The organism is Thermogemmatispora aurantia (assembly GCF_008974285.1).
GTDB lineage: Bacteria > Chloroflexota > Ktedonobacteria > Ktedonobacterales > Ktedonobacteraceae > Thermogemmatispora > Thermogemmatispora aurantia.
The window spans coordinates 1,005,543-1,031,583 of the sequence record NZ_BKZV01000001.1; the positions used below are offsets into that span (position 1 = coordinate 1,005,543).

Sequence of the window (26,041 nt, forward strand, 5' to 3'; positions counted from 1 at the left end):
TGGTGAGCAGTCGAGGGAGCAAGATCGTTCCTGCTTTCCTGGCGGATGGTCCCAGAGGCAACAGCAGACCGGGCATCTTATGAAGCAGGGAGAGCTTTGCCTGGCATCAGTACCTTCCAGAAACTTCCTGATGACGGTCTGGTGAAAGCACAAGCTAGAGTGCAGCAGTAGACGAGGGATGGATTGGAGAACGAGCAAGCAGACAGGCTGCTTGCAGGAGCATTGGCTGAACAAGACGTAGGTCTGTGGAGGGAGGCAAGGGATGGCTGGTCCAAGGGTATCGGCTGCCGGCAAGCGGTTCTCTGGGTTGATGCTGAGGCAGCGCTCCAGCTGCTCCAGCAGGCGGAAGCGTGTCGGCGGTGCGGCGACGGTGCCGCCGCTGAGCGGCTGCTGGAGGAAGTGGTACGCTGTTGGCAGCGAGGAACGTTCCTGGAGGGGGAAGAAGGCGACTGGGTCCTGGCCCGCCGGGCTGAAGTCGGGAGGCTGAGCGTGATCCGCTTCTCCGTTGTGCCCCCTCAGCGCCCGCCGGCGACGTCTGGCGAAGAAGATGCTCAGCAGCAGTGTGCACGCTCGTAGTGGTCTTGACAACAGGGCGTGCTTTAGATCATGATATGATCAGACCGGGCAGTAGCGATAGTTCTCCGTTGATGATTTCACGTTTCTATGGAGGCGTAATTATTGCGATATGACCGGAGAGACATAGATGCTGGCTCTGGCAGATGAAAACCAGGCCCTTGTACTGCTATCCGCTGCCACATGCAAGTTGGGCGCTCTTTGCTTTACCGGGCAACGTCTGATAGCTGGCAACACTTGCTTCTGTTACGTGCACGCGATCATCCCCTCCGGCAGAAGATTGCCCGTTGCATCCAGTCATGAATCGACTGCATGTTTGCACGTGGGCCCTGCTCGTGTCTGGTTCTCCCTCATCCTCGATCAATCCATCTTCACGCTGCCACTTCCAGGCTTTTTCTCCTGTTGCATCTCGCAAGGAGGGCGCAGAGCGGTCGGGTCACTGTGACGAAAGGTGACCTGGCTTGCTGGTCTACCCGGTCCTCGCCAGGAGCTCCTGAGGCTGCGGGATTCTGCTGCATGCCTTCGGGCTGGACGTAGCTGTACTCTAGAGGAGCGATGTATGTCTGTCATCAACAAGGGTTCACCGCAGGGTATCCTTCTGAATCCGGACAATCGCATCTTCGCGCTGGCGCGCCGGGCCAGGTGGCTTCCACCGTGGTATCTCGCCATCGTGGTAGCCACGATCATTACGCTTGGTTCCGGCTTTGCTCTGCAGTTTCTCTTTGCCGTGCCGCCTCTGGTGAACTGGGTCCCGATCTCCGCTCTCACCAAAAGTGCGGATCCACGGCTATCGGCTCTGGGCCAGCTGCTGGCCCTGGTGATCACCTATGCCACCAGAATCCTGCTGCTGTTGGCCTGGATTAAGTGGCTGGAGAAGCGCCCCTTCTGGACGGTCGGCCTGGAGCGCAAAGGGGCGCTCATCAAGTATCTGCGCGGCTTCGTGCTGGGCATGGCCATGTATGGGTTAGCCGTTGGTATCCTTGCCCTGACAGGGTCTGTTTCCATCACGCCTGGCCTGCCGCAGCAGGCAGGGGTAGGGGCGCTCCTCGGCACTGTCATCGTCCTTCCTGGCTGGCTGGTACAGGGAGCCAGCGAAGAACTCGTGACACGTGGCTGGCTTTTGCCAGCGATGGGTGCGCGCTATCGGCCGTGGATCGGCGTGCTGATCGCTACTGTGATGTTCGCCTTTTTTCATGGGCCTGTGCTCCTGGCTGGAGGGTTGAATGTCCTTCCGCTCATGAGTCTCGTTGCCGTCTGCCTGTTCCTGGCCGCCTATGTCCTCTACGAACAGAGTCTGTGGGGTGTGCTGGGCTGGCACGCTGCCTGGAACTGGACGGAGGGAAACGTCCTTGCTTCGTTCGTCAGCGGGCACAGTATTGCTGGTGGCACGCTGTTCAAGTTAGTGTCCGTTGGCCCGGTCTGGATGACGGGCGGGATCATCGGGCCGGAGGCAGGGATTCCGGTGATTGCGGTGGTGGCAGTGGGCCTGCTCGCGATCATTCTCCTGGCGCTTCGTCGCAGTCGCAGGGCGGTTGATGTCGAGCAGGAAGGCCTGGTCACATCTGGTTAGCAAAGGTGTGGCGCCGGCTGGACCCGGAGAGCGCCATTGCGCTTCCCCTGGTCCCTCAGCGCCCGCCGGTGAAGCGCTCCAGCCAACTGACATGCTCTTTTCCCACCTGGTGCTCCTGGTTGTCGGTCAGGCCCGTCAACAGTACTGACAACCCGCGCGCCATCTGCTGACGGCTGAGCATGGTGCGGTGAGAGAGGCGCGTGATCGTCCATGATCCGGCCAGCGTGCCGCTCGCCTTGCGCTGGCAGAAGCAGGTGATTCTCCTGCTATCGAGCTCAGACGATCGCCACGCTCTCCAACGCGGGAGCCTGCGGCCTGTGCGCGGAGCGCATCAGCGCTCTGGCTCACCTTGCCGCCCGGCAATCAATCAAGAAGGGCAGGGAGGACGATGGAACAGCCGCCGGTGCAGGGGATGCTCGTGGTGCGGCGCTACTGAATAGGCGAGGGAAAGCCTCCCCTGGGTTATGCTACCTATAAATAAATACTCTTTACATCTCTGGCTGATCGGAAGCAGACTGCTCACTGTGCCTGCTGTGGCCTTCTGGATCCTGCAAGCGATCCCACTGGCTGCGCTCTCCCTGGTCTTCTTGACGATCTTCGGCCTCATCCTCACGACCCTGGATCAAGTGCTGCTGCTGCTGGCCCCCTATGGGTTGCAGGTCGTATCAGTGACATGTCTGCTGGGGACGGAGAGGACCCGGCAGGCGCAGGAGGTGCCCCATGACCTGCTCTGCCAGCTCCAGCCCGCTGCCGGCACCGGCCCCCAGGCTCACGGCCCATCAGCAGCGCAGGCTGGCACGGCTGCTCCCGACCGACTGGCTCGTGTTACTGCTACGCCAGCAGGGCTGGCGGGTCGGCGCGATATTATACTTTGAACAGACCGCATGGAACAGCAGCGTGACGAATTACGCCGCCAGGTATTGGCGGAAATCGAACGGTTAAAAGCCCTGGAAGCGCAGAATCCCAAAGAGACATACCGCTACTGGCATGCCCAGGCGGTCCAGCGTGAATTAGCTAGGCACACGAGCGGGGCCACCAGACCATTGGCGTGATCGAGGGGATCGTCGCAGCGCAAGGTCGTATTCAGCGGCGGTGCCTGGCTGCAGTTGTAGTTGGTACCGTAGCTGATGACAGAGGGCGCGCTGCTGAAAGGGGCACGGTAGTAGAAGTCGATCGTGCCGGCAGCACTGGAGGCATCGCCGTAGACGATCTGGCGCGGCGCCGCGCTGCGCACCCCATGCGAGGTTTTATCTTGAAAATAACTAATGCTGATACAGCGCCCTTCCGTCCCAGACCCTTCGTTCCCCAGGGAGACCCGATCCAGACCCCACTCGTAGTTCTGGCGCGTCCCATCGCTTTCAATGACATATTGCAATGAGTCGCCGCTCGTTGGTACTCTCGCTGTAGTAGACCAGGGCTGGTGTCGTGCCCGGCGGACCGGCGACGACCGAGGGCGGATAGCCAGTAGGAGAACCGCCCGGAGTTGCCTTGTACACCATCTAGCAGCGGGGTAGAAGGTGCCCCATTCACGGCGGCTCCTCTGATAGTCAGTGTGCCACTGGCTAGCGTGGCGATCTAAGCAGAGAGGGTATGTGTCTGCGGATCGTTTTCATCAGAGAGGCCCGCGCTGGTGGTCAGGGAAGAGCGCAGCGTCATGAGCATAGTCCCTACAGATGCACGATCAGACGCACATCCGCTCTCGGGAGAGTTCCACACAGAGATCTGAAGGCTCAGAAGTCGCTTTCAGCCTTTTTGCCATGAAGTAGGCGATCACTTTGATCAGGAGCAGAAGAGCCGTCGCCACATCTATAGCGATCAGAAAGGTTCTCACGCCTATAAAGAGAGGCTTGCTATCTGAGAGGACGGTCGCTAGCGGCTTCCTGGGAAGGGAGAAGCCACAGCTGTGGGGCGCCGCTGGCGCTGGAGCAGCCTCTGTGCAAGCAGCGCCCGGACGGGTGGCGACTGCCCATATGCGCCGCTATCCGGCTCCCGTTTCGACTGCGTGGCCCGCGGTGCGAGCGATCAGCCATCAGGCTCAGAATCTCCAGCTCGCGCTTGCTCAGCGGCTCCTCCAGTGCGTGAGTCTGGTCCAGGGTGGCGTATATGCACTGGATTCCCGAAACGGCAGGCTCTGCTGGCATACCCTTCATGATATCTGCCCGACTGGGCCGGTCATGGGATAAAAGCTTCTGCGAACGGCATCGGAGAAAAGGGCCTTAAGGCAGCTTACCACAACAATCGATGCCCAGCGCGTCAATAAGACCTCCAGCAAAGTCCCCGGTTGGGCGTGGCAGCCTATGCCAAACCGCAGGCGGCCCCCCTTCGGGCTGCGGCCAGACTTTCTGCAATAGAACTATTAAATTAATAGATATCTTCAGCTCTTCTAGCCATCGCATAGGCGATCACGTGAACCGTTGCCATCAGGGCCACATCCACCACCATAGCGATCATAAAGGCTCCCGAACCTATCAGATGACCGTTGAAGGCCACAAAAAAGGCGAAGAGAACAATAAGTCCAATGAGATCAGCCAGGCAGACGCCTGCGGCATATTGATCCTGCTTCTCCTTGACCTGCGCCCTTCGCTGGAGCCATAATGATCTTTCGCTCATCTGCTGGCTTTGCGAGGATGGAGCCACATCAGCCTGATCATATGGAGAAAGCCCCTCTGGCCGATCGCCCCTGGCAGAGCGATTGAGTTGAGGTTGCCAGTCGTCCTCACTCATGATGTCATACCTGCGGTGCTCGGAGAAAACGCTTACAAGCTGCTCCAGCTTCCCAGAGAGAGCAGCCCTGGCCCGAAGATCTGCGGAATATCTGAGTGAGCTATCTGAGCAGCGCCAGAGGCCCCAGACCGGCCCCCCGTGCCGCTTTCAGAGTGTCCTGACACGTCATTCTTGCGTGGCTTCACGCCAGCCACCTAGATAAGACTACCTCCATTGTATATTGCATCTTCTGCCCTGTCAATCTTTCGGCATACGCACGTCGAATCATCACGACCAGCTCCAGATCGACAGGGGCTGGGCCGCCTGCAACGAGTGAGCAGGTAGACTCGCGGCGGCCCAGCCCGCTGCCCTAGAAGCCGGTAGAGGCGGCACCGGCGCGATAGGGACAGCGCCAGCGGTGGCTGCCGCAGCCTACTTCGGCAGAGGGCTGATCGCTGGCTGCTTTGAGACCGGATATAGCCATTCTCGCCAACCCCTTTCATCGGCCTGCACCGCCGGGCTAGCTCGAATCTAGCCTTTGATCGCTTCCAAGACAGGCTTGGCATGCTTCACCATGCGGTGCAGCACCTCCACCATCTCGCCCGTGCTGATCTGGCATCCATACAGGACTCGGAGCAGCGCCAGAATTTGCCCTACCGGCAAGCGCATGACCGTGCGCAACAGGCTATCAAGCTACTCAAGCGCACCCCGGACCCGTCCCTGCCCCAGGGCTTGCTCATGCAGATCCAGCGGGGCCTCGTGCCACTTCTGACACTGCGAGCACCAGCCTTTGAAAAGGCGATGATGGATCACCTCGACCGGCTGAGGTTCCGGCAGTTCGGTCACTTATCGCACCCGTGCCAGGCTGATGCCTCCTAGCCGCAAATGACACTGGGGACAGCAAAGGATGCGGTGCTCCACGATCGGCGTTGGCACCGCACACATGCGGCCTCGATTATGCTTGCCCTCCCGTTTCTCTCGCGGGGAGTTTCTCTTCTGCTGGGCGCTTCTTCACGTTCCCTTTCACAAATTCGGGCGGCTCGCGCGGCTTTTCCAGTTCCTCAATGCGAGCCAGCGCCACACGTAAGGCTTCCTTCACCCGGCTCAGTTCTTCCTGCACCAGGTGAAGGGCTTCCCGCAGTTCGTGATTTTCTCCTCGGAGGCGCTCGCTTTCTTCCTGCTGGTTCATAGCTTTTAGTTTACAAAGAGGTCAAGCCTGAACACTTACCGAGCATCTCCCAAAAAAGACTGCTGAAGGCCCTGTTTGGGCACGATCGCAGCGCGAAGAGAGGGCTTTGTGCTCCTGGAGAGCCATTCGAGGATCGCTGCGTGAAAACCCGGGAGCCGAGAGCCTCGAAGTCAACGGCATTAGCAGCAAAAGATGTGTATCCTGGATTACCATCATCCTCAGCAGCCAGTGCTCTTGATGCAAAGATGGACTACTGTGAGCCAGAGTGTCTGGAGGCTTGATTGACACGTCGCTGCGTGATACGCGCATTAAAGATGAGCGGGGTGTATGAAAACGCTCGCCGCCCTTCCTGTTGAGCACAGTGGAATAAGGATACGCCAGTGTAGGCAAAGACCACCGTCATAGTAGCCATCAGGCCTTGCCCCTCTTCCACAAGTGTGACCCTGCTGCCTCGAACAGGGCGGACTGTGCGTAAAGGCACAGCCTCGCGTAGAGGACCCGTCTGGGAAGGAACTTCACCCCGTAGAGGTGATCTTTCGCTGAGCTGGCATTGACAAAGCGCATGCCAGCAATTATTATTTAATCAGATAACTAATAAAGTGTGAGGAAGGCGATGGGCCATGCCGCGCAAGCCAGCAATGCCGGGGATTGATCGGCGTCAGAAGATCCTGGAGGCGGCCCTGGAGATTTTCGCCGAGCAAGGATTTGAGGCGGCGACTAATAAGGCCATTGCCGAACGCGCCGGTGTAAATCAGGGGTTGATCTACTTCTACTTTGCCAGTAAGGCCGATGTCTACTTTGCCACTGCCGCCTATTATACTGACCAGGTGATCGCTCAGCTTGATGCTATTTTTGCGCAGGTAGATGAAGCCGACTTGGCCAGTGGCCTGACTCAGCTACTGAAAGAGACTGTGCGACTTTTGTCGACCCCTCCTGCCAGCCATCTACTCCGCGTCATGTATCAAGTCGCCGGCAGTCGCGTCCCTGATGGAGAGTTGAGCAATGAGGAGGAGCGGCGAGCCGTTAGTGGCCTGGCCAGACACCTGGCACAGCGATTTCGTGAATACCTGGAGAGGCAAATAGCGCAGAGGCAGATGAATACTATCAATCCTGCGCTCGTATCGTATATTCTGACGCGCACCCTGATCGCGACAGTCAGCATGCGCGGACCCGGTAATACGCTGTCGTCCAGCCTGGAGAGCTTAGCCGAAGCGCTGGTCGGGCTCTACGTCTATGGCCTGCTGCCTCGCCAAAACACACCTGGCCAGAGTAGTACCTGAAAGGTTGTGGCAGTCCAGACGGATGCATATTTTTGCACAGTATTAGTTAGCTAAATAACTAATTAAGAGGTACACTCTGCATGACAGGTCTCCTACGCTTACCTCCACTGCTCTCAATGGGCATAACCGTGGCCCTTGCGGCTTACCTGGTGTATCGCCTTGTGCATGCTGGCACACTTCAACCACTGACGATCATCTTGCTCGCTCTTCTGGCTTTCATCTTCGTGCGGCTTCTCTTCAGGATGAGGAGTCGAAGAAATGAGAGCGAGAGCAATGACTAACCTGAGCTTACAAAGAGGCGCCCGAGAGGTACTCACTATGCTCACTTCAGCCACTCATAGAGCGCAAACAGTCGAAGAGGTCTCCCAGAGGCTAGCTATTGAGCTGGAAGATGTCTCACGGTCTTTCGGCACGGTGGAAGCGTTGCGACATGTCAGCTTTGCCATTCCTCAAGGCCAGGCTGTGGCACTACTTGGGCCTAACGGTGCAGGAAAGACCACTGCCATCGGCCTGATGCTTGGCCTGCGTCGCCCCTCTCACGGTCAGGTACGCTTGTTTGGCCTTGATCCCCGCGACCGCCGGGCACGGAGTCGCTGCGGGTGCATGTTGCAAGAATCTGGCGTGCCTCTCAACCTCACGGTGCGCGAAATCATTTCGCTTTTTCGCAGCTATTATCCCCATCCTTTGCCTCTGGCTCAGGTGCTTGAAATAGCTGGTCTACAGAAGAAGGCCATGACTCACGTGGGATCATTATCCGGTGGGCAGCGCCAGCGGCTCTACTTCGCACTGGCTATCTGCGGTGATCCTGATGTCCTTTTTCTAGATGAACCCACAACTGGGCTGGATGTAGAGGCCCGCCGCCATTTCTGGGAGCAGCTTCGCGCCTTTCGTCAGCAGGGGAAGACCATCGTGCTGACCACTCACTACCTGGAAGAAGCAGATACTCTGGCCGACCGTATCATTCTTCTTGATCATGGCCGGGTGCGTGCCGATGCCCCTCCAGCCCTCCTGAAAGCGCAGGTTACGAACAGGCGTATCGCTTTCGAGGTGAGCGAGCCGCTGCCAGCCGGGTTCTTTGACCAGCTCCCGGTCTCCCAACTTGAAATACAGGGGCATCGTGTGAGTTTGCTGACGCCGCAGCTGGAAACGGTGCTGCGAGCTCTATTCACCCAGCCTGCTGAGATCACGAATCTCACGATCACTGAGGCAAGCCTGGAGGAGGCCTTTCTCCAGCTCACCCGTGCTGAATCTGAAGCGAAAGGAGGTTGAAGTATGCCCGCCAGAGTAACGCCAGGGTCCTCTACCCGCAGACTCGTTGCGCCTTTGCGGGCAATGCTCTGGCCGCAGGTGCAGGCGGAGGTATTGCGCCTGTGGCGCACCCCCAGTTTTCTGGTACCCGGCTTGCTGCTTCCGCTTGTCCTCTACAGCCTGCTGGGGGGATTGGGCAAAGCAAACAGCCTGGAGGGCGGGATCAGTCGGCATGCCTATGCTCTTGCCTCTGTTGCCACCTATAGTATCATCAGTGTAATGCTCTATTCCTTTGGGGTGAGCATTGCCAATGAGCGAGGGCAGCGCTTGAATGTCCTAATGCGAGCTACTCCTTTGCCTGCTTCGATCTACCTGCTGGCCAAAGTGGTGACAGCTCTGCTCTCTGCTCTGATCATCTTACTTGTCCTCTGTGGCTTTGCTCTGATAGTGGGCGGTGTGCAGCTCAGTGCTCTCTCGTGGGTCACATTGATCGCTTCTCTGCTGCTGGGTGTGCTGCCCTTTATCCTGCTCGGCTTTGCTATTGGCAATCTTGTCAACCCGGCGGGCGCGACCCCCATTATCAACCTATCATTTTTCATCCTGGCGTTTGCCTCGGGGGTGTTTGTCCCGCTAACGCAGCTTCCCGCCGCCTTACAAAACATAGCCCCCTACTCGCCATTCTATCTCCTGGCCCTCCTGGCCTGGAATGCGGTCGGTGTGCACATCGGCACGATCGGTAATACTGTATGGCTGCTTGTCCTTTACAGCGTGATCTTCTTGAGTCTGGCAGTCTGGGCCTATCGCCGTGAAGAGCGGTACTCTTTTGGATAAACGCTCCTGAAACCCCTTTCTTCCATCGATGCCTGCTCAGTCTGCTCGGCCTGCCAGGTTTCCTCATCGCCGCCGCGGTGGCAATCTGCCTCTTGCTCGGACTAAGCTGGGGAGGAGAGACCTGCCCCTGGGCCTCTGTTCAGGTGGCAGAGTCGCTGATGGCCAGGTCCTGCTCTTTACGCAAGCTACGCCTGGTAGGCCTCCCTCAGCTCTAGTGCTGCCTCATTCATCTCGCTCTTGTTGGAGGTGACCGTGAGCTTGATCGCCGATTGCCTGCTGGTCTCCAAGCCCAGGCGCTATCGCATCGCCTCGCTGGCAGGAGCACTGATGCTGCTGGCGGCTAGGGAGCAGCTTGGCCGGGCGGCTTCCCCAGCTGGGTCTCCTTGATTGCCAGCAGTACACTGACATTGGTCACAGTAGGCACATCCCAGCGTATGCACGTCTGGTCACGTTTTTCTATCACGACGCAATAGTGGTCGGTCGGTCTGGAAGCCAGCGGCTCATCCACAAAAGTAGAGAGTCCAAGGCGGCTTCTCCTGATCTTGATCTTGAGATCGCCTATATCTGACCACGGCACCGTGGCTGAAGCCTTGCCGCCCAGCTCCGGCCTCAGGAGGCTCACACCGTTCTGATTCACCTGGAGGTCGCCGAAATCCAGGGCTTCGCCCGCATTGAGCGCGTTGAGCGCGCGAGGCAGGAGACGGGCGCTGATCTGGCGATCCAGGAACGCGAAGAGCTCCCCGAAATGGCTCCACAGGTGGGGTTCCAAGACCACCTGTCTTCCACCGGCTCCCCGGATGTGCACGTCACAGGTATCCGGTCGCTGCCAGAGGACGAGGATGCCATGCCGTAAGAGGTCGTGCTCTGCAGGCTTCTGCCAGAGCGCATCGATCTGCTCCCAACGGAAGGCGTTGACTCGGCCTTTCTTGACGAGCAGTCCCTCAGTGCAGACATAGATTCGCCACGAATGAATCCTTCCCTTGATGATTAGAGCCATCAAGATCAGGAGGAGGAGCAACAGGAAAGCAATGAGAAGGGCACTTCCTCCCAGGATCAACTCGATGGAGAGCCATTCCAGCCATTCCTCGCGGACTCGCTCCCAGGCCCCGGTCACGAGGAAGACACCCAGTTGTACGATCGCAAACATTCCTCCGAGGGAGAGTCCGCCTAGCACTAGGCAGCTGAGGATGCCAAGCCAGGCGCGTCCGACCAGCTGGGGGAACGAGCGAGTCCTATACTCGCGGAGGATGGGGCCCAGCTGGTAGCGCGTTACCAGAGCGGAAGCATCTTGAGACATGGTGCGCGACCTCCACATGCAGCAAGGCAAACAGCGGCTGCTCTCGTTTCCGCCTCGGGCCTGGAGACGCCGCAAGGTGGACTGGTCTTTAGCTACGCCGGAGCCAATGTGGAAGCGTTTCCCCTCCTGGGGAAATGGCAACGAGAGGCGCCTGAGCACCTCTGATCGCTCTGTACCGGCTGAAGCTGGATAGGTGATCTCGTTTCTGAAGCATCCTCTGGTTCAGTTCGCGCCCTGCCCACCCGGTCGGCCACTGCCCGCAATAGGGGATGCTCCTCGCCTTGCTCGACGAAGCAATCGTGTGCCTCAGATACTGTGGCATACTTACCTCCCTGTATCCAGAACATCGGTGTAGGGTGCTTGAGGCGGCTCAGCGTGGCCGCTCTGATAGGCGTTTCGGAAACGGAGAGGTCATCATCCCGGTCGCTCACTGGCTCCAGGGAGTGGAGCAGGAAGGAAAGGAGGAATCGTGAGGAATCGTTCATCAGAGGTGACAGAGGTGAGTCGATCATTTGCTTGTGCTCCAGCCAGACGAGCGCCTGGCATCAGGAGAACACCTGAGCCTGAGCCGGGACAGGGGCTGGTCGACCGCCAGCCTGTCCCTGCGTGTAGAATCATCTAAGAGAAAACAGGCATGCATGATGAGTATAGCTACACCTGACTTTTCTGTCAAGAGATGTCTCTTAAAGAAAGAAAGCAAGCGGATGGCGCCCGACGAGATCCCTTCGACACCTCTGGCTGACAGTCGAGGCAGAAGGCAAGAGAGGCGCGCCGTTCCCTCTGCTACTTGGACGCCTGGATGGGGCAGCGAGATCTGTGGCGCTGTCTCCTCTTCCTTCTAATTGAGTGAAAGGGAGTTGCATGAGCCTTTCTCTCATCTGGCCTCTGACTGGCCCTGCTGCCGCCCGCGATGTGCCGCTGCGATCGCGGCACGCAGGCTGAGGGGAGCAACGGCACTCAGAAAGACTATGAATGCAATCAAGAAGCGACCACATGATGGTGAATCAGACCCCTTGAGCCATGACATGAGCAGCGCCTAGTGATCGTAGCACAGCTGCGCGATCGCCTGCTGGCTCGCTATGGTGAGCAAGTCAAGGCCATTGGCCTCTACGGCTCCCTGGCACGCGGTGATGATGGCCGTTCTCGGATATCGAGCTGCTCTGCGTCCTCACCTGCCAGCCTGAGCGATCGGTCTACGAATGGTGGAGCGGAACCTGGAAGGCCGAGGTCGAACTCACCACTGTGGAGGCCGTCCAGGAGAAGGCGCGCGCCGTCAAAGGCAACTGGGCGCTGACGCACAGTGCCTATCTCCAGAAGCAACCAGTGTACGATCCCGAGGCCTTCCTGGCGAGGTTGAAGCCGCTGGTCTTCTCGGGATCGCCCGAAAGCTTTCATGCGGCGATCAAAGAGGTGCTGGTGGGAGACATCTATGAACTCATTGGTAAGATGCGCAATGCCTGTGCGGCCCAGGTGACGAGCTATCTCCCCAAGTGTGCGGTCGATCTGGCCTGGTATCTGGCGCTGGTCGTGGGCCTGGCACAGCGCCATTGCTACACGAAGCGCTCGCTGGTGCTGCCAGAAGCCCTAAGCCTGCCCGATCTACCGCAGGGCTTCGCTCCTCTCTGTGAGCTGGTGATGCAAGGAGACTTGCGCGACTATCGGCTGGTCGTTGCGGCCTGGCAGGGGATCTAGGCCTGGGCGCTGGCGCAGGGCATTGCGCTGATTGAGCCGCAGACGATTCCATTCTCGTCGCAGTGCGCGATGTCTTGCCTGGTCCTCGCTGGGGAGAGGGAATCAGTCGCTCACTGAGGCTCGCCTCGGCCTGCTGAGCGAGGCGAGCCTGGCAGCTAGCGTACGACCACCCAGCCAGTTCGTGGAGGAAGAAGAGCAGCCAGGTGGGCTGTCAGCATCAGCTCCGCCCTTCGCCTTTGATGGCCTGCTGGACCTCGTTCAGCGCCTGTTGGAGCGCCGGATTGGTAGGATCGAGGCGCAGGGCCGCGGTGAAGTCGGCGAGGGCCTGGGAGAGGTTGCCCTGCTTCCGGTGGAGGCGACCGCGGTTGTAGTAGGCGGCGAAGGAGGTGGGATCGAGGTGGAGGGGATCAAGGCGGAGGATGGCGCTGTAGTCGGCAAGGGCGCGCTCAACGTCGCCCTGCTTCTCGTAGAGGGCCCCACGGTTGTTATAGGCAGCGGTGAAAGTGGGATCGAGGCGGATAGCCTCGCTGTAGTCGGCGAGAGCGCGCTCACTGTCGCCCTGGCGGTAGTAGATGTTGCCGCGGTTGTAGTAGGCAAGGACGGAGGTGGGATTGACCCGGATGGCCTCGCTGTAGTCGGCGAGAGCGCGCTCAACGTCGCCCTGCCGCTCATAGAGCGTGCCGCGATTGTAGTAGGCGACGGCATAGGCAGGATCAAGGCGGATGGCCTCCTTATAGTCGGCGAGGGCGCGCTCAACGTCCCCCAGCCTGGCATAGAGAGTGGCGCGGTTGTTGTAGATGTGGGCAGAGGAAGGATCGAGGCGGATAGCCTCGCTGTAGTCGGCGAAGGCCTGCTCGACGTCCCCCAGCCTGGCATAGAGGATGCCGCGGTTGGTATAAGCGGCGGCGTAGGTAGGATCGAGGCGGATGGCCTCCTTATAGTCGGCAAGGGCGCGCTCAAACTTACCCAGGTAGTAATGAACCAGACCACGGTTGGTATAAGCGACGGCCAGAGTGGGATCGAGGCGGATGGCCTCAGTATAGTCGGCAAGGGCGCGCTCGAAGCTACCTTGCTTGACGCCGAGATCGGCGCGGCTGACATAGGCGACGGCATAGGAGGGATCGAGGCGGATGGCCTCGGTGAAGTCGGCGAGGGCACGCTCGAGATCGCCCTGCTCAGCGTAGAGGAGGCCGCGCTTGCGGTAAGCGAGGGCGGAGGAGGGATCGAGACGGATGGCCTCAGTATAGTCGGCAAGGGCGCGCTCGACGTCCCCCCGCTGTTTATAGAGGAGGCCACGGTTATAGTAGGCGGTGCCATCGGTGGGATCAAGGCGGATGGCCTCGGTGAAGTCGGCGAGGGCCTGTTCGAAGTTGCCCTGCTCAGCGTAGAGGAGGCCGCGATTGTTGTAAGCGATGGCATCAGTGGGATTGAGACGAAGGACTTCGTTGAAGTCGGCGAGGGCGCGCTCGACGTCGCCCTGCTGCTCGTAAAGAGCGCCACGGTGGCGATAGGCGACGGCATCAGAGGCAGAGATGGCTTGCGGCAGGTCAACGCTTTGCTGGCGAGCGGCAGCCTGCTTGAGGGCGGTAGCAAAGGCCTCGACGGAGGGAAAGCGCTCCGCAGGCTGCTTGGCCAGAGCGCGCAAGATGACCGCTTCCACCGCCGGGGGCAGCTCCGGGGCGCGCTCGCGCAGGGGCGGCGGCGACGTGTGCTGATGTTGCACAGCCAGCTCGGGGTAGGTTCCGCGGAACGGAGGAGTCCCACAGAGCCATTCATAGACCATGACGGCCAGCGCATACTGATCGCTGGCGCGCTGCGGCTGCCCCACGAACTGCTCTGGCGCCATGTAGACGGCGCTGCCTTCTGCTCCCGCGTCGGGCGTGAGAGAGGTGGCGAAGCTGGTGGTCAGCAGCCCAATGCCGAAGTCGCTGAGCAGGAGGCGGCCCGCCGCATCGAGCAGGACATTGGCGGGCTTGAGATCGCCGTGGATGACCCCGGCCTGGTGGGCGTACTGCAGCGCCGAGGCGAGCTGGCTGACGGCGCTCAGGACGGTGGACAAGAGCAGACGTGAGCCGCGGGGAAGGTGCTGGCGCAGGGAGCCGCCGGGGGCGTAGGCCATCACCAGGAAAGGAAGCGAACGCTTGCGCTCAAAACCGAGATCGAGCAAGGGCAGGATATGAGCATGGCGCAGGCGCAGCAGGGTGCGGGCCTCGTTGAGGAAGGTCTGCAAGTCGGCCGGGGTGAGCGGGCAGGAAGTGAGGAGCTTGAGGGCCACGGGGGCGGAAGAGGGCTGGCGCCGATCCTCGGCAAGGTAGACCTGGCCGAAGCCGCCAGCGCCGAGCAAATGGACGAGCTGATAGCGATCGAGAGGCTGACCGGAGAGATCCGGGAGCATCAGGCAGCACTCCTTTCAAGCAACAGAGGCCGTACTGTTCGAGTGAGGAAGCTAGTCGCAGGCTGTGGTGTCGACATGATGGAAGCAGTATAGCACAGAGCGGGGAAAACATGCAAGGCATGGAGGAGAGAGTTAGCCATTTGTCAGGAATACGAGTGCAGCACATGCTCCTTGAGCAATCAGAGCGGCTGTGCTTGCAGCAAATCTGATCAAGATCCTTATCTGCAGGAGCCGCACGCCGGGCGCGTTCCCCTCTGTGGCTGGACCGATGCGCTAGAGAATCCCCTCGGCAATGACGGATGCGACCTCTTGCGGGGCATCTTCTTGCACATAGTGGCTGGCGCTTGCGATCCGCACCACGCTGGCTCGCGGCAGGAACTCGATCCAGGAGTCCAGGGTCGTGGCATCAAACAAGTAATCCTTCATCCCCCAGAGCAGCAGGGACGGGACAGCGTCCAGTGTCTCGCGCAGTTCCCTGGCCACCTCTGCACTGTGCTGAGCGATCGGCTCGCTGGTCGTGCGTGGTATTTGCAGCGGGAAGGCGAGTACGCCGGCCCGATCTTCGGCATGCAGATGAGGGGCCCGGTAGGCGGTGCGCACCTGCGCCGTCAGGGCCGTATGATGAGCCGTTCCGCCTCCAAAGAGGAAGTCGCGCAGCATCAGATGGCGCCGCCGGTACAGGTAGTCGGCCACGAAGCGGGAGCGACTGACAAAGCGCGCCAGCTTGAGCGCAGGGGTCTGACCCAGCCGGCCCGGGAGCACCGGGCTAAAGGTGTTGCAGACCACCAGTCGTCGCAGCGGGACATGTGAAGCTGAGAGCCACCACAGACCAAGCGGCCCTCCCCAGTCATGGACGACCAGCGACACCTGCTGAGCGCCCAGCGTCTGCCAGAGCGCCAGTAGACGAGCGACATGGCGCTCAAGTGTATAGGCGTCCAGCCTGTTCGGCTTGTCAGAGCGCCCGAATCCCAGCAGATCGGGGGCGATCACCCGCTGCCCTGCGCTGATCAGGGCGGCAATGGCATGCCGCCAGAGAAACGACCAGGTTGGGTTACCGTGGAGCAGCAATACCGCGTGAGTCGACCTGGGTCCCTCATCGATGTAGGCACAGCGTCCCTCTGGCGTGGCAAAGTAGCGCGGTTGATAGGGCCAGAGTCCGTCGAAGGTCCAATCGACCTGAACTGGTGAGTGAGCCATGACATCTCTCCACAGGCATTCCTGCCTGTTGTTGACTTGCTGTCAGTCATTGTATCATCTGGCGACAACGCCGCCGGTTGAAAAGCCCAGGATGCCGATGCGCTCCGGCGCAACTCCCCATGCAGCGGCCCGCTGGCGGACGACTCTGATGGCCTGTCGCCCGTCTGCAACCGCCAGCGGCTCGATCTGCAGCATCAGCTCCACCAGCCTCATGAGGTTAGCAAAACGCGCCAGCAACTGCGTGATGAAGTCCTCATCGCGCGCGGCGGTCTGGGACACGCGATACTTCAACACAAAGGCAGCAATCCCGTGAGCACACAGCCAGCGAGCCACAGCCTTCCCTTCGTCCTCGATAGAGAGGAATTGGAAAGTCCCGCCTGGGCAGACGATGACCGCCGTTCCGGTCGCGACGGAAGGATCGGGCAGATAGGGCAGAAGGCCTGGCTGCATCACATTGCGCGCGATCGTGATACCAAACGGCAGGGGGAGCATGGTCTGAGGAACCTCGGATGGCAGGGGCAGCACGGTCTCCTGCTCAGGAAGTGCAGCCGCTTCCGGCCGGGGAGCCTTCTCCGGCCAGAGCGGGATGACTGTTGATGGGTCGCTGAAATCAGCCATAGAACAACGGTCCTTTCTCATAAGAGAGGTGCCCCAGGTGAGGCCAGAATTGCTGCCTGTCTGCCTGCCTTCCTGGAGCAGCAATCCTAGCAGGATCAGCCTGGGAGCATTGGTTCAAGCGTTTCCTTTGCGCTTCCGACGCCCTGGCCCTCCTGTTGGGGAGCCGGTGGCCTCTGTTTCCGCATGCGTATGAAGCAGGCGGCGATGATCGACGCGATCATCACGAAGAGCACCAGCCGGAAAGCGTCCTGGATCGCCAGCAGGTAGCCTTGCTGCTGTACCAGCCGGGCGATCTCCTGAAGTGCGGCGGCTCTGGCATGGGCCGTGCTGACTCCATGTCGCATCAGGAGCGCCTGGAGGCGAGCGGCCAGCTGGCCGAGAGGGGAGGCTGCGGTCACCTGCCCGGCCAGGTCACCAGCGTGAATCTGGGCCTGCGTTTGCACCAGGGTCGCCAGTACGGCGATGCCCAGCGAGGTCGAGACGAAGCGCATGACGGTGTAGAGCGTGGAGGCGTGTGCGAATTTGCGAGGGTGTAGATCCGACACCGCTGAAACGCTGAGCGGCTGGATGACCACTCCCAGCCCAAGGCCGCGGATGACGAAGAGCATCTGCAGCCACCTGTAGGACGTCGAGAGGGTCAGGAAGCTCAGCTGCCACGTCGCGAAAGCCAGGCAGATCAGTCCCGGCACGACCACCACGCGCACACCGAAGCGATCCACGACTCGCCCGGCGATCAAGGCTGTTATGAGCGAGGCGAAGGCCTGCGGGAGCAGGAGCAGACCGGCATTGAAGGCATTCAGCCCACGCAGATTTTGCAGGTAGACCGGAAAGAGGAAGAGTCCTCCGAAGAAGGCGAACGTGATCAGGATATTGACGATATTACTTGACAGGAATGGCCCGTTGGCGAAGAGGCGCAGGTCCAGCAACGACTGCCTGTTGCGCCTTGCACGGTCCAGCTCGACGAGCACAAAGCAGCCGAGCAAAAAGAGTCCACCAAGAAGGAAGCCGAGCACTTTTCCTGATCCCCAGCCGTCAATGCTGGCATCCGAGAGGGCGTAGAGCACAGCTGCCAGACCGGTGGAGGCCAGCACGAAGCCCGGGACGTCAAACGGTGTTCGTGTCTCTGGCCGCACTTCGCGCAGGAGTAAAGCGGCCAGCAGCAGCCCAATGATGCCGATGGGAACGTTGACAAAGAAGATCAAGCGCCAGTCCACGTAGGTGACAAAGTAACCACCAAGCGTCGGGCCGACGGCGGGTGCCAGCAATGCGGCAATGCCCAGCAGGCCACTGGCCAGCCCTCTCTGGTGGGGAGGGAACTCGCGGTACAGGAGCGTCACCGCCAGTGGAAAAAGTGCAGCTCCTCCTATCCCCTGCGCAACGCGAAAAAGGATGAGGACGGGCAGGCTCCAGGCCAGGCCGCAGAGAGCCGAGCCGGCGGTAAAGATGGCGAGCGCCAGCATGTAGAAGCGTTTGGTGCCCAGACGATCGGCGAAGAAGGCGGTGGTTGGTGTGACGACGCCCTGCGTGAGAATATAGGCGGTGAGCACCCATTGGACGCTATCCAGGTCAGCGCCAAAGGCGTGTTGCAGGCGTGGAAGTGCGATGTTGACGATGGTCTGATCCAGGATGCTCATAAAGGCTCCGAAGATCACCACCAGGGTGACCATCCATTTGTAGGAGAAACGCGCGCCTCCTGGCTGCGGCGCGGCGGTCGTCAGGTCGTGCATGCATGGCTCCTTGTCGCTGACACCCTATTATAGAGTTAGCGTTCACTAACATACGAGGACAAAAAAATTACGAAGCCGGAGCGCGTAGGCCGCGCAGCCAGAGACGGCTCATCTCCTGCTGGACCTCGGCCACCTCTCCAGAGAGGCCCAGCATCAAGCCATACTGGAAGGTGAGTATCATGCTCATATAGCCCCAGGCGGCGGCATCCGGGTTGACCGCAGCATCGAGGTCGCCACGCTCCAGGGCGCGTGCGATCAGCTGATGGAGGAACGCATAGATCTTGCGATTGTGCTCGCGGATGCACTGCGCGATCTCGGGATCACTGGATTCGGCAACAGCCTGGAAGAGGACGCGCTGGGTTTCAGGATCGGCCTGGATCGCGGCACGGTAGTCGTCGACGAAGTGGGCGAGCGCGTCAAGAATATCCTCCTCCGCTCTGCGCGAAACACGTTCCTGCAGCGTTTCGAGGAACTGCGCGCCGAACTCGCCGAGCACCGCCAGAAAGAGGCCCTTCTTGCTCCCGAAATGCTTGTAGAGCACCGGCTCAGTCACCTCGCTCTCGCGTGCCAGTTCCCCGGTGCTGGCCTCCGCATAGGGAGAGCGGGCAAAGACCTGTTTGGCCCGACGTAGGATCAACGCTCGTCGCTCCTCGCCCGAAAGTCGTTTGCGAGGGGTGCGCTGGTACTGTGGTTCCTGTGGTGTGCCTGCCATCGAATGTGCTCTCAGCGAATAATAGTTAGCGATAACTAACTTATCAGAGAAGTATACCTGACACTGGACCCGAATGTCAAGAGGGTCTTCGCTCACCGCGCAACGCTGCCTCACCGAAACGATGAGAGTCCCCATTTCCAGAGAGCCCCCGGGGGGTCGAACGTCACAGTAGTCGGCTCGACATCCAGGAAAAGCACGTGTGCTCTCACGGCCCGGACAGCCACGGTCGCTGGCTTCCGGCTGGCGACAGGCTCCCTGCCTTCCGGGCCGGGTAGCCTCGCTGCCCGGGCCACGATGATCCCGGTCCAGTGGCACTCTGGTGCCTTCCCCAATTGTGAGCGACCTCATTGCACATCCATCATCATTGGCATACACTGTCTGGTAGCGGTGACACCACTTGCAACCATTCTTGCTGGCTCCCCAGCTCACAACAGGAGTGCATCATGAACCCACTCCCTGACTTTGACACCAGATACGCGCGCGAGTATCCCAAATACGATGACAAGACCCCTCTGGAACAGAGGCGCGTGCGCTCCGGTTGCCTCCTGTCACGCTTCCTCCAGCTGAAAGCCCTGGCCGCGGCAGCCCTGGCGCTCCTCCTCATCTGATCCTTTGTCGCGAACCAGGCCTCTCCCACGCTTCACAACGGCCTGCTCCTCAACACGGGGGGCTTTCTTGCTGGTCTCCTGCTGACAGCAGCAGGCAGCATCTGGTCGAAGGTGCGGAACAAGGCCGACCCGCAGCTCACCTGGAAGAACCTGATCGTGGCCGTGATGATCTTGAGCCTCTTGTTTTTCCTCTCACATCTCCTCTGGAACAACAGCGTCTTTCTCAGCTGTTGTGATGGGGGGGCTGCTGGTGTGCTGATAGCCATCGCCATTCTCGCCTCCCGGTTATGCATTTTATGCTCATGCCTCCAGCATGGCAGAGCGCCGCTACCCCACTACGACAAATGGCAGACAGGGCTGGAGGCAGCTCCTTCGCAAGACAAATGATCGCCTCTCCAGGCTCCTGCTCGCCGGGCAGCTCAGCGTGCCGTACACGCCAGCGCCTGGGAGAGGCCCCTCATCGCCGCTGTCATCCAATCTGCTGTCTGCCTGCTGTGATGGCGAGGAGAGATGCGAAGGGACTAGCCCTGCTCACTGTTATGGAAAAGAGGGATATCATATGAATGGGTTTGTTTCTCGTGCGCTTGTCGAGTGCGCTGGCCTGTGGCCTAGCCATTGGCCTCGAACGTCAATATCGGCAACGGGCCGCTGGACTACGTACCAGTGCTCTCGTCCAAGCTCGTGGGCAGGAGTCTGCCAGGGACAACCATAGCAGAGCAGGGGGGGCCGCCCCCAGAACGGGGGAGGAATCCGGGCAGGAGCATCGGGGAACAATGCGGGAACCAGGTGGGAAGCTGAGCGTGCTTCCCCTGGAGACAGGTGGTTGCCAGTTGAGGCAGACAGGCGGTCCCAGCCGCCAGAGAAAGGGAACACTTGTGTCCGCCACCGCTGAGCGAGGCAGGTGGTCGTTGCAGGGGAAGAAGGCGGTCCCAAGACCGCCGTCTCGACAGCCCGGCTTCCCCGTGTGGCGCCGTGAGGCTTGAGAAGCGGCTGGAGACGGTGGCCAGTGTGGGAGAGCGCACCTGGCAGGACTCGAACCCGCAACCACTTGATCCGAAGTCAAGCGCTCTATCCAATTGAGCTACAGGTGCAGCGCTTTCATGATAGCATAGTCCCCCACCAATGTTCAAGTCCCTCTCTTTCTCTCGCTCGCAGATAAATGACCCGGGCAGAAAGAGAGGCCAGTTGTTCCCTACCCCCTTCCCAGAAAGGGTTTTCTGCTCTATGCTAGTCACAAGCAGGTACACCGACATAGGGGTCAGTAAGTGGGCTCCCGCTCACTTGCCCCCTTCCCATCCTGAGTGGCTTGAACTTCTGAGCTGTCGCTGGTCAGCACCTGATCCTCTCCTCCCCAGATGAGAGGGCAAAAGGTAGAATGGGAAGAGAGATAGGACATCTTTCACAAGAAGAGTGCGCAGACTCAGAGTGCCGGTCCGCATGATGATGGTATGCTTTACAGAGAGAAAGGGTGTCGCGGTTAAATGTCGCGATCATGTCACCTATCCATAGGAATAACCGTTAGACTACAATGTAGTTATCGGAGATTCTTTCTCTCTCCATTGAGCTGACAGAGACAAAGGGAAGGAGTACACAATGTCAGGGCTTGTCTTTCCGCCGGCAGCCCAACGCCCACGCAGTGCTATTATCTTGATTGTCGAGGACGATGCCGACTTCGGCAAGTTTCTGGAGGAGGTTATTAACAGTGAAACCCCCTACCAGGCGGCTCTTGCCGATAATGGCTCCTGCGCCCTGGAGAAGGCCAAGCGCCTCCGTCCCTGCCTTCTACTCCTCGACTATAAGCTCCCGGACATCAACGGCTTAGAGGTCTTTGATCGCTTGCAGGAGATGGAGGAGACGCGCGGTACCCCAGCCATCATGATGAGTGCTGACCTGCCCTATGAGGAGCTGCAGCAGCGCGGTATCCATCCCCTGCGCAAGCCTATGGACATCCGGCGCGTGATCCGTGTGATCACCCATGCCCTGGCTACAAGCGAAGAGCAACAGCTGGCCCGTGCTCAGCAGCCATTTCAGCCACTCCAGTCGCCTCAACCGTCCCAGCAGCAATCACGACAGCAATTGGTGCGTGCCCAACCCTGAGTAGCGCTGCAGTGGCAATCAGGTCATATATTGATTGACCTGCCCCCTCCGCAGAGGCGCCAGGCAGTTTCTCGTTACCCTCATAAGGGCTGACACACTCCTTGCACAGGGATAGCAGGGACAGGGACGTAGGGACGAGCCAAGAGGCCCAAGGCAGAGCGAGCTGAGGGACAGAAGAGGTAGGAGCTGCCCTTCTTTTGTCCCTCAGCTCGCTTTTCCTTTCTTTCGTCCCTCTCTTATCGAGTCCAGGGCTTTCACCTCGATCCGCCTGCCTTGTCTGGTTTGAGTAGCCTGCAGAATTTGGCTCGCGGGTAGCCGGGACAAAGGGGTCTTTTCACTCTCCGTTTTACGTACCGCCAGTGCTCTCCGTAATATCTGATAGGGAGGGTTCGCATTTTGAAGAAGAAGGAACGTCTTGCCATCCCTTGACACACTTGCTACAATGCGCTTAGAACGCCTTTCGGCAACATACTACCTGCTCATCGCAGCACCCAGATAAGGGCTGCTCGCTCACAGAGAGAAGAGAAACGGGGGTCCGCATGCAGTCGATATTTCATGGCGATCGATACGAGAGAGGGAGGCCCTGGGACCGCCAGGGGCAGGCGGCGAACGAAGGGTCAGACTTCTACGATGAGCAGGCGAACCGCTGGGCCGTACTCCGACATGAGGTAGAGGTGGGAGAGGATATGCGGGAGGAGCACACCCTGGCCGGCTGGGAGCAGCGGGATACGGAAGAGGAGATGATTGCTACTGAGGCGCCTGCCGACGCCGAGGAGCGCTGCGATGAGCCGCGCCATGTTGATATTGTGGTGGCCGGTGTAGGCGGCGGAGGTACCAACGCGGTGAATCGCATGATTGATATGAATGTCAGGGGCGTGCGTTTCATCGCGATGAATACGGATGCGCAGGTGCTGGAGCTGTCACAGGCCCCACTGCGGATTAGCCTGGGCCACCATTATACTAAGGGTTTAGGAGCGGGCGGTAACGCGGCTGTAGGCATGCGCGCCGCAACGGAGAGCGCGGCGGAGATTCGCGCCGCGCTCAAGGATGCTGACCTGGTCTTTATCACCGCCGGTTTGGGAGGCGGTACCGGCACGGGAGCGGCCCCGGTGGTGGCTTCGATTGCTCGCAAGCTGGGCGCCCTGACAATCGGCATTGTGACGCTTCCGTTCAGCTTTGAAGGCTCCCGCCGCCGCCGCGTGGCTCAGGAGGGTCTGGCCGAGCTGAGCAAAGAGGTCGATGCTTTAATCACCGTTCCCAACGATCGGCTGCTGATGTCGAGCACACGCGATCGCAGTCTGGCAGAAGCCTTCAAGGTCGCCGATGATGTGCTGCGCCAGGGAGTGCAGGGAATCGCCGAGGTCATTAACGTGCCTGGGTTGGTCAACGTTGATTTCGCCGACGTGCGGAATGTCTTGCGCGATGCCGGCAGTGCTCTCATGAGTATCGGCGAGGGAAAGGGCCGCAATCGCGCTCAGATTGCTGCTCAGCAGGCTATTGCCGGCGGCTTTCTGAATGTGACGATCAAGGGGGCGCACCGCGTGCTGTTCAATATCAGTGGCGGCGAAGATCTGACGCTCTTCGAGGTCAATGAGGTGGCGGAGTGCATCCGTAGTGTGGTCGATGAGGCAGCAGACATTACCTTCGGAGCAGTCATCGATCCAACGTTGCAGGACAGCCTGCGTGTGACACTGATCGCTGCTGGTATGGGAGAGCCACTCACAGCTCAGACACCAGCGCTGATTTCAGGGGCGCCGCGTCCGGCTCAGCTGCAGGCACCAGCCCAGGCCAGCAACGGCGCAGGGACGCCCGAGCCGGCTCGGGCGTCTCACCAGATGATTCCTATGCCACCTTTGACGCCTCGTCCCTCCCTGTCTCAGGGGACGCCAGCCGCCTCGGCCACACCCCTGCGTCCACCGGCTCTGCCACGCCCGCAGCGCAGCCTGGAAGATCTCCGTGGCCTGCGAAGCCTGGCGCGCCGCTACCAGGAGCGGCTGGAGCAGGAGAGAGAGATTAGCGCGCCCCCCTTTTTGCGCCGTCGCTAGGACGGCGAGGAAAGCCTCCAGACCGGCGAGAGAGCGGCCTCTCTCTCATCCGGGCATTTGATGGAGCCGTTCAGGACAGCCTTGTCTGTTCATGAAAGTCAGCAGAGGCAGAGCGCAGCTGAGTGAAGTAAGTCCATCAAACAGAACGCATCCTTCTCAACGACCACAAGGCGGCCATTGGGATGAGTTCAGAGGAGCTGGCCAGCCCCCTCGCAGGCCAGCTCTTCCCATCCGTCAGCCTCTCCGTCGGCAGGCTTGCCGAACGCCTCAAGCGTCTACACTCTTCATCTCACGTCCGCCTGACACGGCGAGAGCGGACAAGCCACTTTCTCTCTGAGGTGCCCGGCAGGCAAAACCAGCCATGCCAAGCTAAGGCTAAGGGTTGGCGCTGCTCTCGTCCTGGGTCTGAGCTGGAGCAGCGGCGGAGCTAGCAGCACGTCCCCGCTCACCGCCCTTCTTGCCAATGCGCGAGTAGAAAGCCGAGCCTTGCTGACGCTTCGTCGACTCTCCGCCCTTCTTACCGATCTCAGAATAGAATTGAGGGCCGCGTTTCTGCTTGACTGCTTCGCCTCCCTTCTTACCAATTCTTGCGTAGAATTCCGTACCATACTTCTCGCGCACAGCCTGACCGCCATGCTTGGCCTTCTGCGATCCGGGTTCCGGTCCGCGTTTATTGTTCGCCATAGAAGGTCCCGCCTCTCTTTCACTCAAACTCCACGTTTACCCAACAACGCGGCGAGACAGTCTCTGCTCCCAGCGAGAGAGACAGAAATCTCGCAGCCTTCTAGCTAGCGCAAGGGATGCTTGCGAGCCTGAGCCACACGGTTGGCGATCAGGGCCGCGGTGACGCCCGCACCGATGCCGTTATCGATATTGACGACGGCGAGGCCCGGCGCACACGTCTGCAGCATTGACAGCAGGGCGGCCATGCCCTTGCCGCCCAGGCCATAGCCAACCGAAGTGGGCAAGCCAATGACAGGGACAGGAACCAGTCCTGCCACGACCGAAGGGAGCGCCCCATCCATGCCAGCGGCCACCACGATCGCATCTACGTCGTTCGAGAGCAGGTCACGCAGTGGGCCAACCAGACGGTGCAGCCCTGCCACCCCCACGTCATAGATACAGGTCACGCGGCAGCCCATTTCCTCGGCAACGAGGGCCGCCTCCTCCGCTACTGGGACATCGGAGGTGCCTGCCGTGATGATGCCAACGTGCCCCCCCGTGTCGGGACGCACAAAATCGGGCCTGGAGATGACCATCGCTCTGGCGGCTTCGCGCAGACGAATGGTGTAGTCACGAAAGACGTCGAGGAGTGCCTCCTTCGTCTCTGAGCGCATGCGGCTGATAATCGCTCGCCCTGAACCAGCCAGCAACGCCTGGGCCATGGCAATCACCTGCGCCGTCTCTTTGGTCTCCCCAAAGACGACTTCCGGCGCTCCTTTCCTGCGCTCGCGACCAGGATCAGGACGGATCGTGACCGGCTCGGACTGCGCACTCGACGGCCCTGGCTTCGATACCTCTCGCGTGCGCGCCTCCGGCCCCTCGCTCAGCTGCTCCAGCTCCGCGAACAGCTCCCACTGTTCGTCAGACCGATGACTCATGGAAATGTACACTCCTGATTGAGCAAAATAATTGTCTTCCTATCCAGGAATTCTCCAACGCCCAGTAGTGTAACACATCTCGATAGAAAGAACAAGGCAATTATGCCAGCACCAGAACCGCCAGGGCCACCAGGACCTTTGGACAAGCATGTCTCCTAGGAGAACCTTCGCCCCTCAACCACCACAGACCTGGCCAGTCGCCAGACGAGACAGTGGCTCAGAACGCCAGATGGACAGTAGCCAGGCGGACTCTATCAAGAGGATCAACTTGCTCTTGCTCTCCTCCACTTTCCATCAAGCGTCCCCTCGCTTCAGCGTCTGCCGGCCAAGCCGGCTGGGCGCAAGCTCTCCTATACTACCTGTCTATGATATAATGTACTCGCACCTCCAAATGTGGTCTATTTCTAACAGGTGCTATGGAGTCGCGCCAGCAACTGCTACTCCGGGCCGGAGGATGCTTTATACTTCTACACGAAGTATCTTTCTTCTCATTTTTTGTAGGACATCAGCAATTCACCATCTATCACTCGCTGGGCGTCTCCTGCCTGCCCGGGGGAGAGAGTCGGGTCAGCCCCTCAGCAATGGGCTTGCCAGATCCCCATTTCAGATGTATCCTGCCTGTCAGCATCAAGTGAACATCGCAGGACCGTTGAGCGAG

24 protein-coding genes and 1 tRNA gene are annotated in these 26,041 nt (G+C 59.9%); 11 read left to right on the forward strand and 14 right to left on the reverse strand.

Annotated features, from left to right (window positions below; genetic code table 11):
- Window positions 1-222 precede the first annotated feature (222 nt).
- From KTAU_RS03940 to KTAU_RS03950, 3 genes are all read left to right on the forward strand, one after another.
- Window positions 223-576, forward strand: a complete 354-nt coding sequence (locus KTAU_RS03940) for a hypothetical protein (protein ID WP_151727119.1) — start codon at window positions 223-225, stop codon at window positions 574-576.
- Window positions 577-1,132: 556 nt separating this feature from the next.
- Window positions 1,133-2,143, forward strand: a complete 1,011-nt coding sequence (locus KTAU_RS03945; RefSeq protein ID WP_151727120.1) for a CPBP family intramembrane glutamic endopeptidase — start codon at window positions 1,133-1,135, stop codon at window positions 2,141-2,143.
- Between the two features lie 524 nt (window positions 2,144-2,667).
- Complete coding sequence (locus KTAU_RS03950; RefSeq protein ID WP_151727121.1) at window positions 2,668-3,018, forward strand: hypothetical protein; 351 nt, start codon at window positions 2,668-2,670, stop codon at window positions 3,016-3,018.
- Window positions 3,019-3,122: 104 nt separating this feature from the next.
- On the opposite strand, the gene KTAU_RS03955 is transcribed toward KTAU_RS03950, so the two are convergent.
- The 4 genes from KTAU_RS03955 to KTAU_RS03965 all read right to left on the reverse strand — a co-directional run bounded on the left by KTAU_RS03955 (window position 3,123) and on the right by KTAU_RS03965 (window position 6,035).
- A complete protein-coding gene (locus KTAU_RS03955) occupies window positions 3,123-3,518 on the reverse strand; it encodes a hypothetical protein (RefSeq protein ID WP_151727122.1) in 396 nt (131 codons plus the stop codon).
- A gap of 986 nt (window positions 3,519-4,504) precedes the next feature.
- On the reverse strand, window positions 4,505-4,867 hold the full coding sequence (locus KTAU_RS03960) for a hypothetical protein (protein WP_170293037.1): 363 nt from the start codon (window positions 4,865-4,867) through the stop codon (window positions 4,505-4,507).
- A 672-nt stretch (window positions 4,868-5,539) separates the two neighbouring features.
- Complete coding sequence (locus KTAU_RS21445; protein ID WP_170293038.1) at window positions 5,540-5,692, reverse strand: hypothetical protein; 153 nt, start codon at window positions 5,690-5,692, stop codon at window positions 5,540-5,542.
- Window positions 5,693-5,801: 109 nt separating this feature from the next.
- Window positions 5,802-6,035, reverse strand: a complete 234-nt coding sequence (locus KTAU_RS03965) for a hypothetical protein (protein ID WP_151727124.1) — start codon at window positions 6,033-6,035, stop codon at window positions 5,802-5,804.
- A 620-nt stretch (window positions 6,036-6,655) separates the two neighbouring features.
- Here KTAU_RS03965 and KTAU_RS03970 point away from each other — a divergent pair.
- The 3 genes from KTAU_RS03970 (at window position 6,656) to KTAU_RS03980 (ending at window position 9,394) form a co-directional block, all read left to right on the forward strand.
- Window positions 6,656-7,315 carry a TetR/AcrR family transcriptional regulator gene (locus KTAU_RS03970; protein ID WP_151727125.1) on the forward strand — a complete coding sequence of 220 codons (660 nt, stop codon included), beginning with the start codon at window positions 6,656-6,658 and terminating at the stop codon, window positions 7,313-7,315.
- 318 nt (window positions 7,316-7,633) lie between these two features.
- On the forward strand, window positions 7,634-8,584 hold the full coding sequence (locus tag KTAU_RS03975) for an ABC transporter ATP-binding protein (protein WP_170293039.1): 951 nt from the start codon (window positions 7,634-7,636) through the stop codon (window positions 8,582-8,584).
- Window positions 8,585-8,587: 3 nt separating this feature from the next.
- Window positions 8,588-9,394: an ABC transporter permease gene (locus tag KTAU_RS03980; protein WP_151727127.1), complete on the forward strand. Its 807-nt coding sequence runs from the start codon at window positions 8,588-8,590 to the stop codon at window positions 9,392-9,394.
- A gap of 340 nt (window positions 9,395-9,734) precedes the next feature.
- Here KTAU_RS03980 and KTAU_RS03985 read toward each other — a convergent pair whose 3' ends face one another.
- Window positions 9,735-10,691, reverse strand: coding sequence for a DUF6585 family protein (locus KTAU_RS03985; protein WP_151727128.1), 957 nt, complete (start codon window positions 10,689-10,691; stop codon window positions 9,735-9,737).
- A gap of 1,242 nt (window positions 10,692-11,933) precedes the next feature.
- Between KTAU_RS03985 and KTAU_RS03990 the strand changes: the two genes are divergently transcribed.
- Entirely contained in the window at window positions 11,934-12,383 is a 450-nt protein-coding gene (locus KTAU_RS03990; protein WP_170293040.1) for a kanamycin nucleotidyltransferase C-terminal domain-containing protein, read from the forward strand.
- 217 nt (window positions 12,384-12,600) lie between these two features.
- On the opposite strand, the gene KTAU_RS03995 is transcribed toward KTAU_RS03990, so the two are convergent.
- From KTAU_RS03995 to KTAU_RS04015, 5 genes are all read right to left on the reverse strand, one after another.
- Window positions 12,601-14,778, reverse strand: coding sequence for a serine/threonine-protein kinase (locus KTAU_RS03995; RefSeq protein WP_151727130.1), 2,178 nt, complete (start codon window positions 14,776-14,778; stop codon window positions 12,601-12,603).
- Between the two features lie 273 nt (window positions 14,779-15,051).
- Window positions 15,052-15,975 carry an alpha/beta fold hydrolase gene (locus KTAU_RS04000; RefSeq protein WP_151727131.1) on the reverse strand — a complete coding sequence of 308 codons (924 nt, stop codon included), beginning with the start codon at window positions 15,973-15,975 and terminating at the stop codon, window positions 15,052-15,054.
- Window positions 15,976-16,029: 54 nt separating this feature from the next.
- Window positions 16,030-16,593: an alpha/beta hydrolase gene (locus KTAU_RS04005; RefSeq protein WP_151727132.1), complete on the reverse strand. Its 564-nt coding sequence runs from the start codon at window positions 16,591-16,593 to the stop codon at window positions 16,030-16,032.
- A 95-nt stretch (window positions 16,594-16,688) separates the two neighbouring features.
- Window positions 16,689-18,320, reverse strand: coding sequence for an MDR family MFS transporter (locus KTAU_RS04010; protein WP_151727133.1), 1,632 nt, complete (start codon window positions 18,318-18,320; stop codon window positions 16,689-16,691).
- 67 nt (window positions 18,321-18,387) lie between these two features.
- Window positions 18,388-19,128: a TetR/AcrR family transcriptional regulator gene (locus KTAU_RS04015; protein ID WP_170293041.1), complete on the reverse strand. Its 741-nt coding sequence runs from the start codon at window positions 19,126-19,128 to the stop codon at window positions 18,388-18,390.
- 347 nt (window positions 19,129-19,475) lie between these two features.
- On the opposite strand from KTAU_RS04015, the gene KTAU_RS21450 reads away from it, so the two are divergent.
- A complete protein-coding gene (locus KTAU_RS21450) occupies window positions 19,476-19,640 on the forward strand; it encodes a hypothetical protein (RefSeq protein ID WP_170293042.1) in 165 nt (54 codons plus the stop codon).
- Between the two features lie 32 nt (window positions 19,641-19,672).
- Here the strand turns inward: KTAU_RS21450 and KTAU_RS04020 are convergent, their stop codons facing one another.
- On the reverse strand, window positions 19,673-19,912 hold the full coding sequence (locus KTAU_RS04020) for a hypothetical protein (RefSeq protein WP_228026307.1): 240 nt from the start codon (window positions 19,910-19,912) through the stop codon (window positions 19,673-19,675).
- Between the two features lie 291 nt (window positions 19,913-20,203).
- Here KTAU_RS04020 and KTAU_RS22300 point away from each other — a divergent pair, with 291 nt between their 5' ends.
- Window positions 20,204-20,623 carry an MgtC/SapB family protein gene (locus KTAU_RS22300; RefSeq protein WP_151727136.1) on the forward strand — a complete coding sequence of 140 codons (420 nt, stop codon included), beginning with the start codon at window positions 20,204-20,206 and terminating at the stop codon, window positions 20,621-20,623.
- 34 nt (window positions 20,624-20,657) lie between these two features.
- Here the strand turns inward: KTAU_RS22300 and KTAU_RS04030 are convergent.
- Window positions 20,658-20,731, reverse strand: a tRNA-Arg gene (locus KTAU_RS04030).
- Between the two features lie 502 nt (window positions 20,732-21,233).
- Here KTAU_RS04030 and KTAU_RS04035 point away from each other — a divergent pair.
- Together KTAU_RS04035 and ftsZ are read left to right on the forward strand one after the other, a co-directional pair.
- Window positions 21,234-21,737: a response regulator gene (locus KTAU_RS04035; RefSeq protein ID WP_151727137.1), complete on the forward strand. Its 504-nt coding sequence runs from the start codon at window positions 21,234-21,236 to the stop codon at window positions 21,735-21,737.
- 539 nt (window positions 21,738-22,276) lie between these two features.
- A complete protein-coding gene (ftsZ, locus tag KTAU_RS04040; RefSeq protein ID WP_228026309.1) occupies window positions 22,277-23,782 on the forward strand; it encodes a cell division protein FtsZ in 1,506 nt (501 codons plus the stop codon).
- A 375-nt stretch (window positions 23,783-24,157) separates the two neighbouring features.
- Here the strand turns inward: ftsZ and KTAU_RS04045 are convergent, their stop codons facing one another.
- Both KTAU_RS04045 and larB read right to left on the reverse strand, forming a co-directional pair.
- On the reverse strand, window positions 24,158-24,466 hold the full coding sequence (locus tag KTAU_RS04045) for a KGG domain-containing protein (protein ID WP_151727138.1): 309 nt from the start codon (window positions 24,464-24,466) through the stop codon (window positions 24,158-24,160).
- A gap of 104 nt (window positions 24,467-24,570) precedes the next feature.
- Entirely contained in the window at window positions 24,571-25,383 is an 813-nt protein-coding gene (gene larB / locus KTAU_RS04050) for a nickel pincer cofactor biosynthesis protein LarB (protein ID WP_151727139.1), read from the reverse strand.
- Window positions 25,384-26,041 lie beyond the last annotated feature (658 nt).

Coding starts and splice junctions, on each gene's coding strand:
- KTAU_RS03995 (WP_151727130.1), bottom strand. CDS start 14,778: ATGCTCCCGGATCTCTCCGGTCAGCCTCTCGATCGCTATCAGCTCGTC.
- KTAU_RS04005 (WP_151727132.1), bottom strand. CDS start 16,593: ATGGCTGATTTCAGCGACCCATCAACAGTCATCCCGCTCTGGCCGGAG.
- KTAU_RS21450 (WP_170293042.1), top strand. CDS start 19,476: ATGAACCCACTCCCTGACTTTGACACCAGATACGCGCGCGAGTATCCC.
- larB (WP_151727139.1), bottom strand. CDS start 25,383: ATGAGTCATCGGTCTGACGAACAGTGGGAGCTGTTCGCGGAGCTGGAG.
- KTAU_RS03945 (WP_151727120.1), top strand. CDS start 1,133: ATGTCTGTCATCAACAAGGGTTCACCGCAGGGTATCCTTCTGAATCCG.
- KTAU_RS03960 (WP_170293037.1), bottom strand. CDS start 4,867: ATGAGTGAGGACGACTGGCAACCTCAACTCAATCGCTCTGCCAGGGGC.
- KTAU_RS04000 (WP_151727131.1), bottom strand. CDS start 15,975: ATGGCTCACTCACCAGTTCAGGTCGATTGGACCTTCGACGGACTCTGG.
- KTAU_RS04035 (WP_151727137.1), top strand. CDS start 21,234: ATGTCAGGGCTTGTCTTTCCGCCGGCAGCCCAACGCCCACGCAGTGCT.
- KTAU_RS04020 (WP_228026307.1), bottom strand. CDS start 19,912: ATGGCGATGGCTATCAGCACACCAGCAGCCCCCCCATCACAACAGCTG.
- ftsZ (WP_228026309.1), top strand. CDS start 22,277: ATGCAGTCGATATTTCATGGCGATCGATACGAGAGAGGGAGGCCCTGG.
- KTAU_RS22300 (WP_151727136.1), top strand. CDS start 20,204: ATGGGTTTGTTTCTCGTGCGCTTGTCGAGTGCGCTGGCCTGTGGCCTA.
- KTAU_RS03965 (WP_151727124.1), bottom strand. CDS start 6,035: ATGAACCAGCAGGAAGAAAGCGAGCGCCTCCGAGGAGAAAATCACGAA.
- KTAU_RS04045 (WP_151727138.1), bottom strand. CDS start 24,466: ATGGCGAACAATAAACGCGGACCGGAACCCGGATCGCAGAAGGCCAAG.
- KTAU_RS04010 (WP_151727133.1), bottom strand. CDS start 18,320: ATGCACGACCTGACGACCGCCGCGCCGCAGCCAGGAGGCGCGCGTTTC.
- KTAU_RS03970 (WP_151727125.1), top strand. CDS start 6,656: ATGCCGCGCAAGCCAGCAATGCCGGGGATTGATCGGCGTCAGAAGATC.
- KTAU_RS03980 (WP_151727127.1), top strand. CDS start 8,588: ATGCCCGCCAGAGTAACGCCAGGGTCCTCTACCCGCAGACTCGTTGCG.
- KTAU_RS03975 (WP_170293039.1), top strand. CDS start 7,634: ATGCTCACTTCAGCCACTCATAGAGCGCAAACAGTCGAAGAGGTCTCC.
- KTAU_RS03985 (WP_151727128.1), bottom strand. CDS start 10,691: ATGTCTCAAGATGCTTCCGCTCTGGTAACGCGCTACCAGCTGGGCCCC.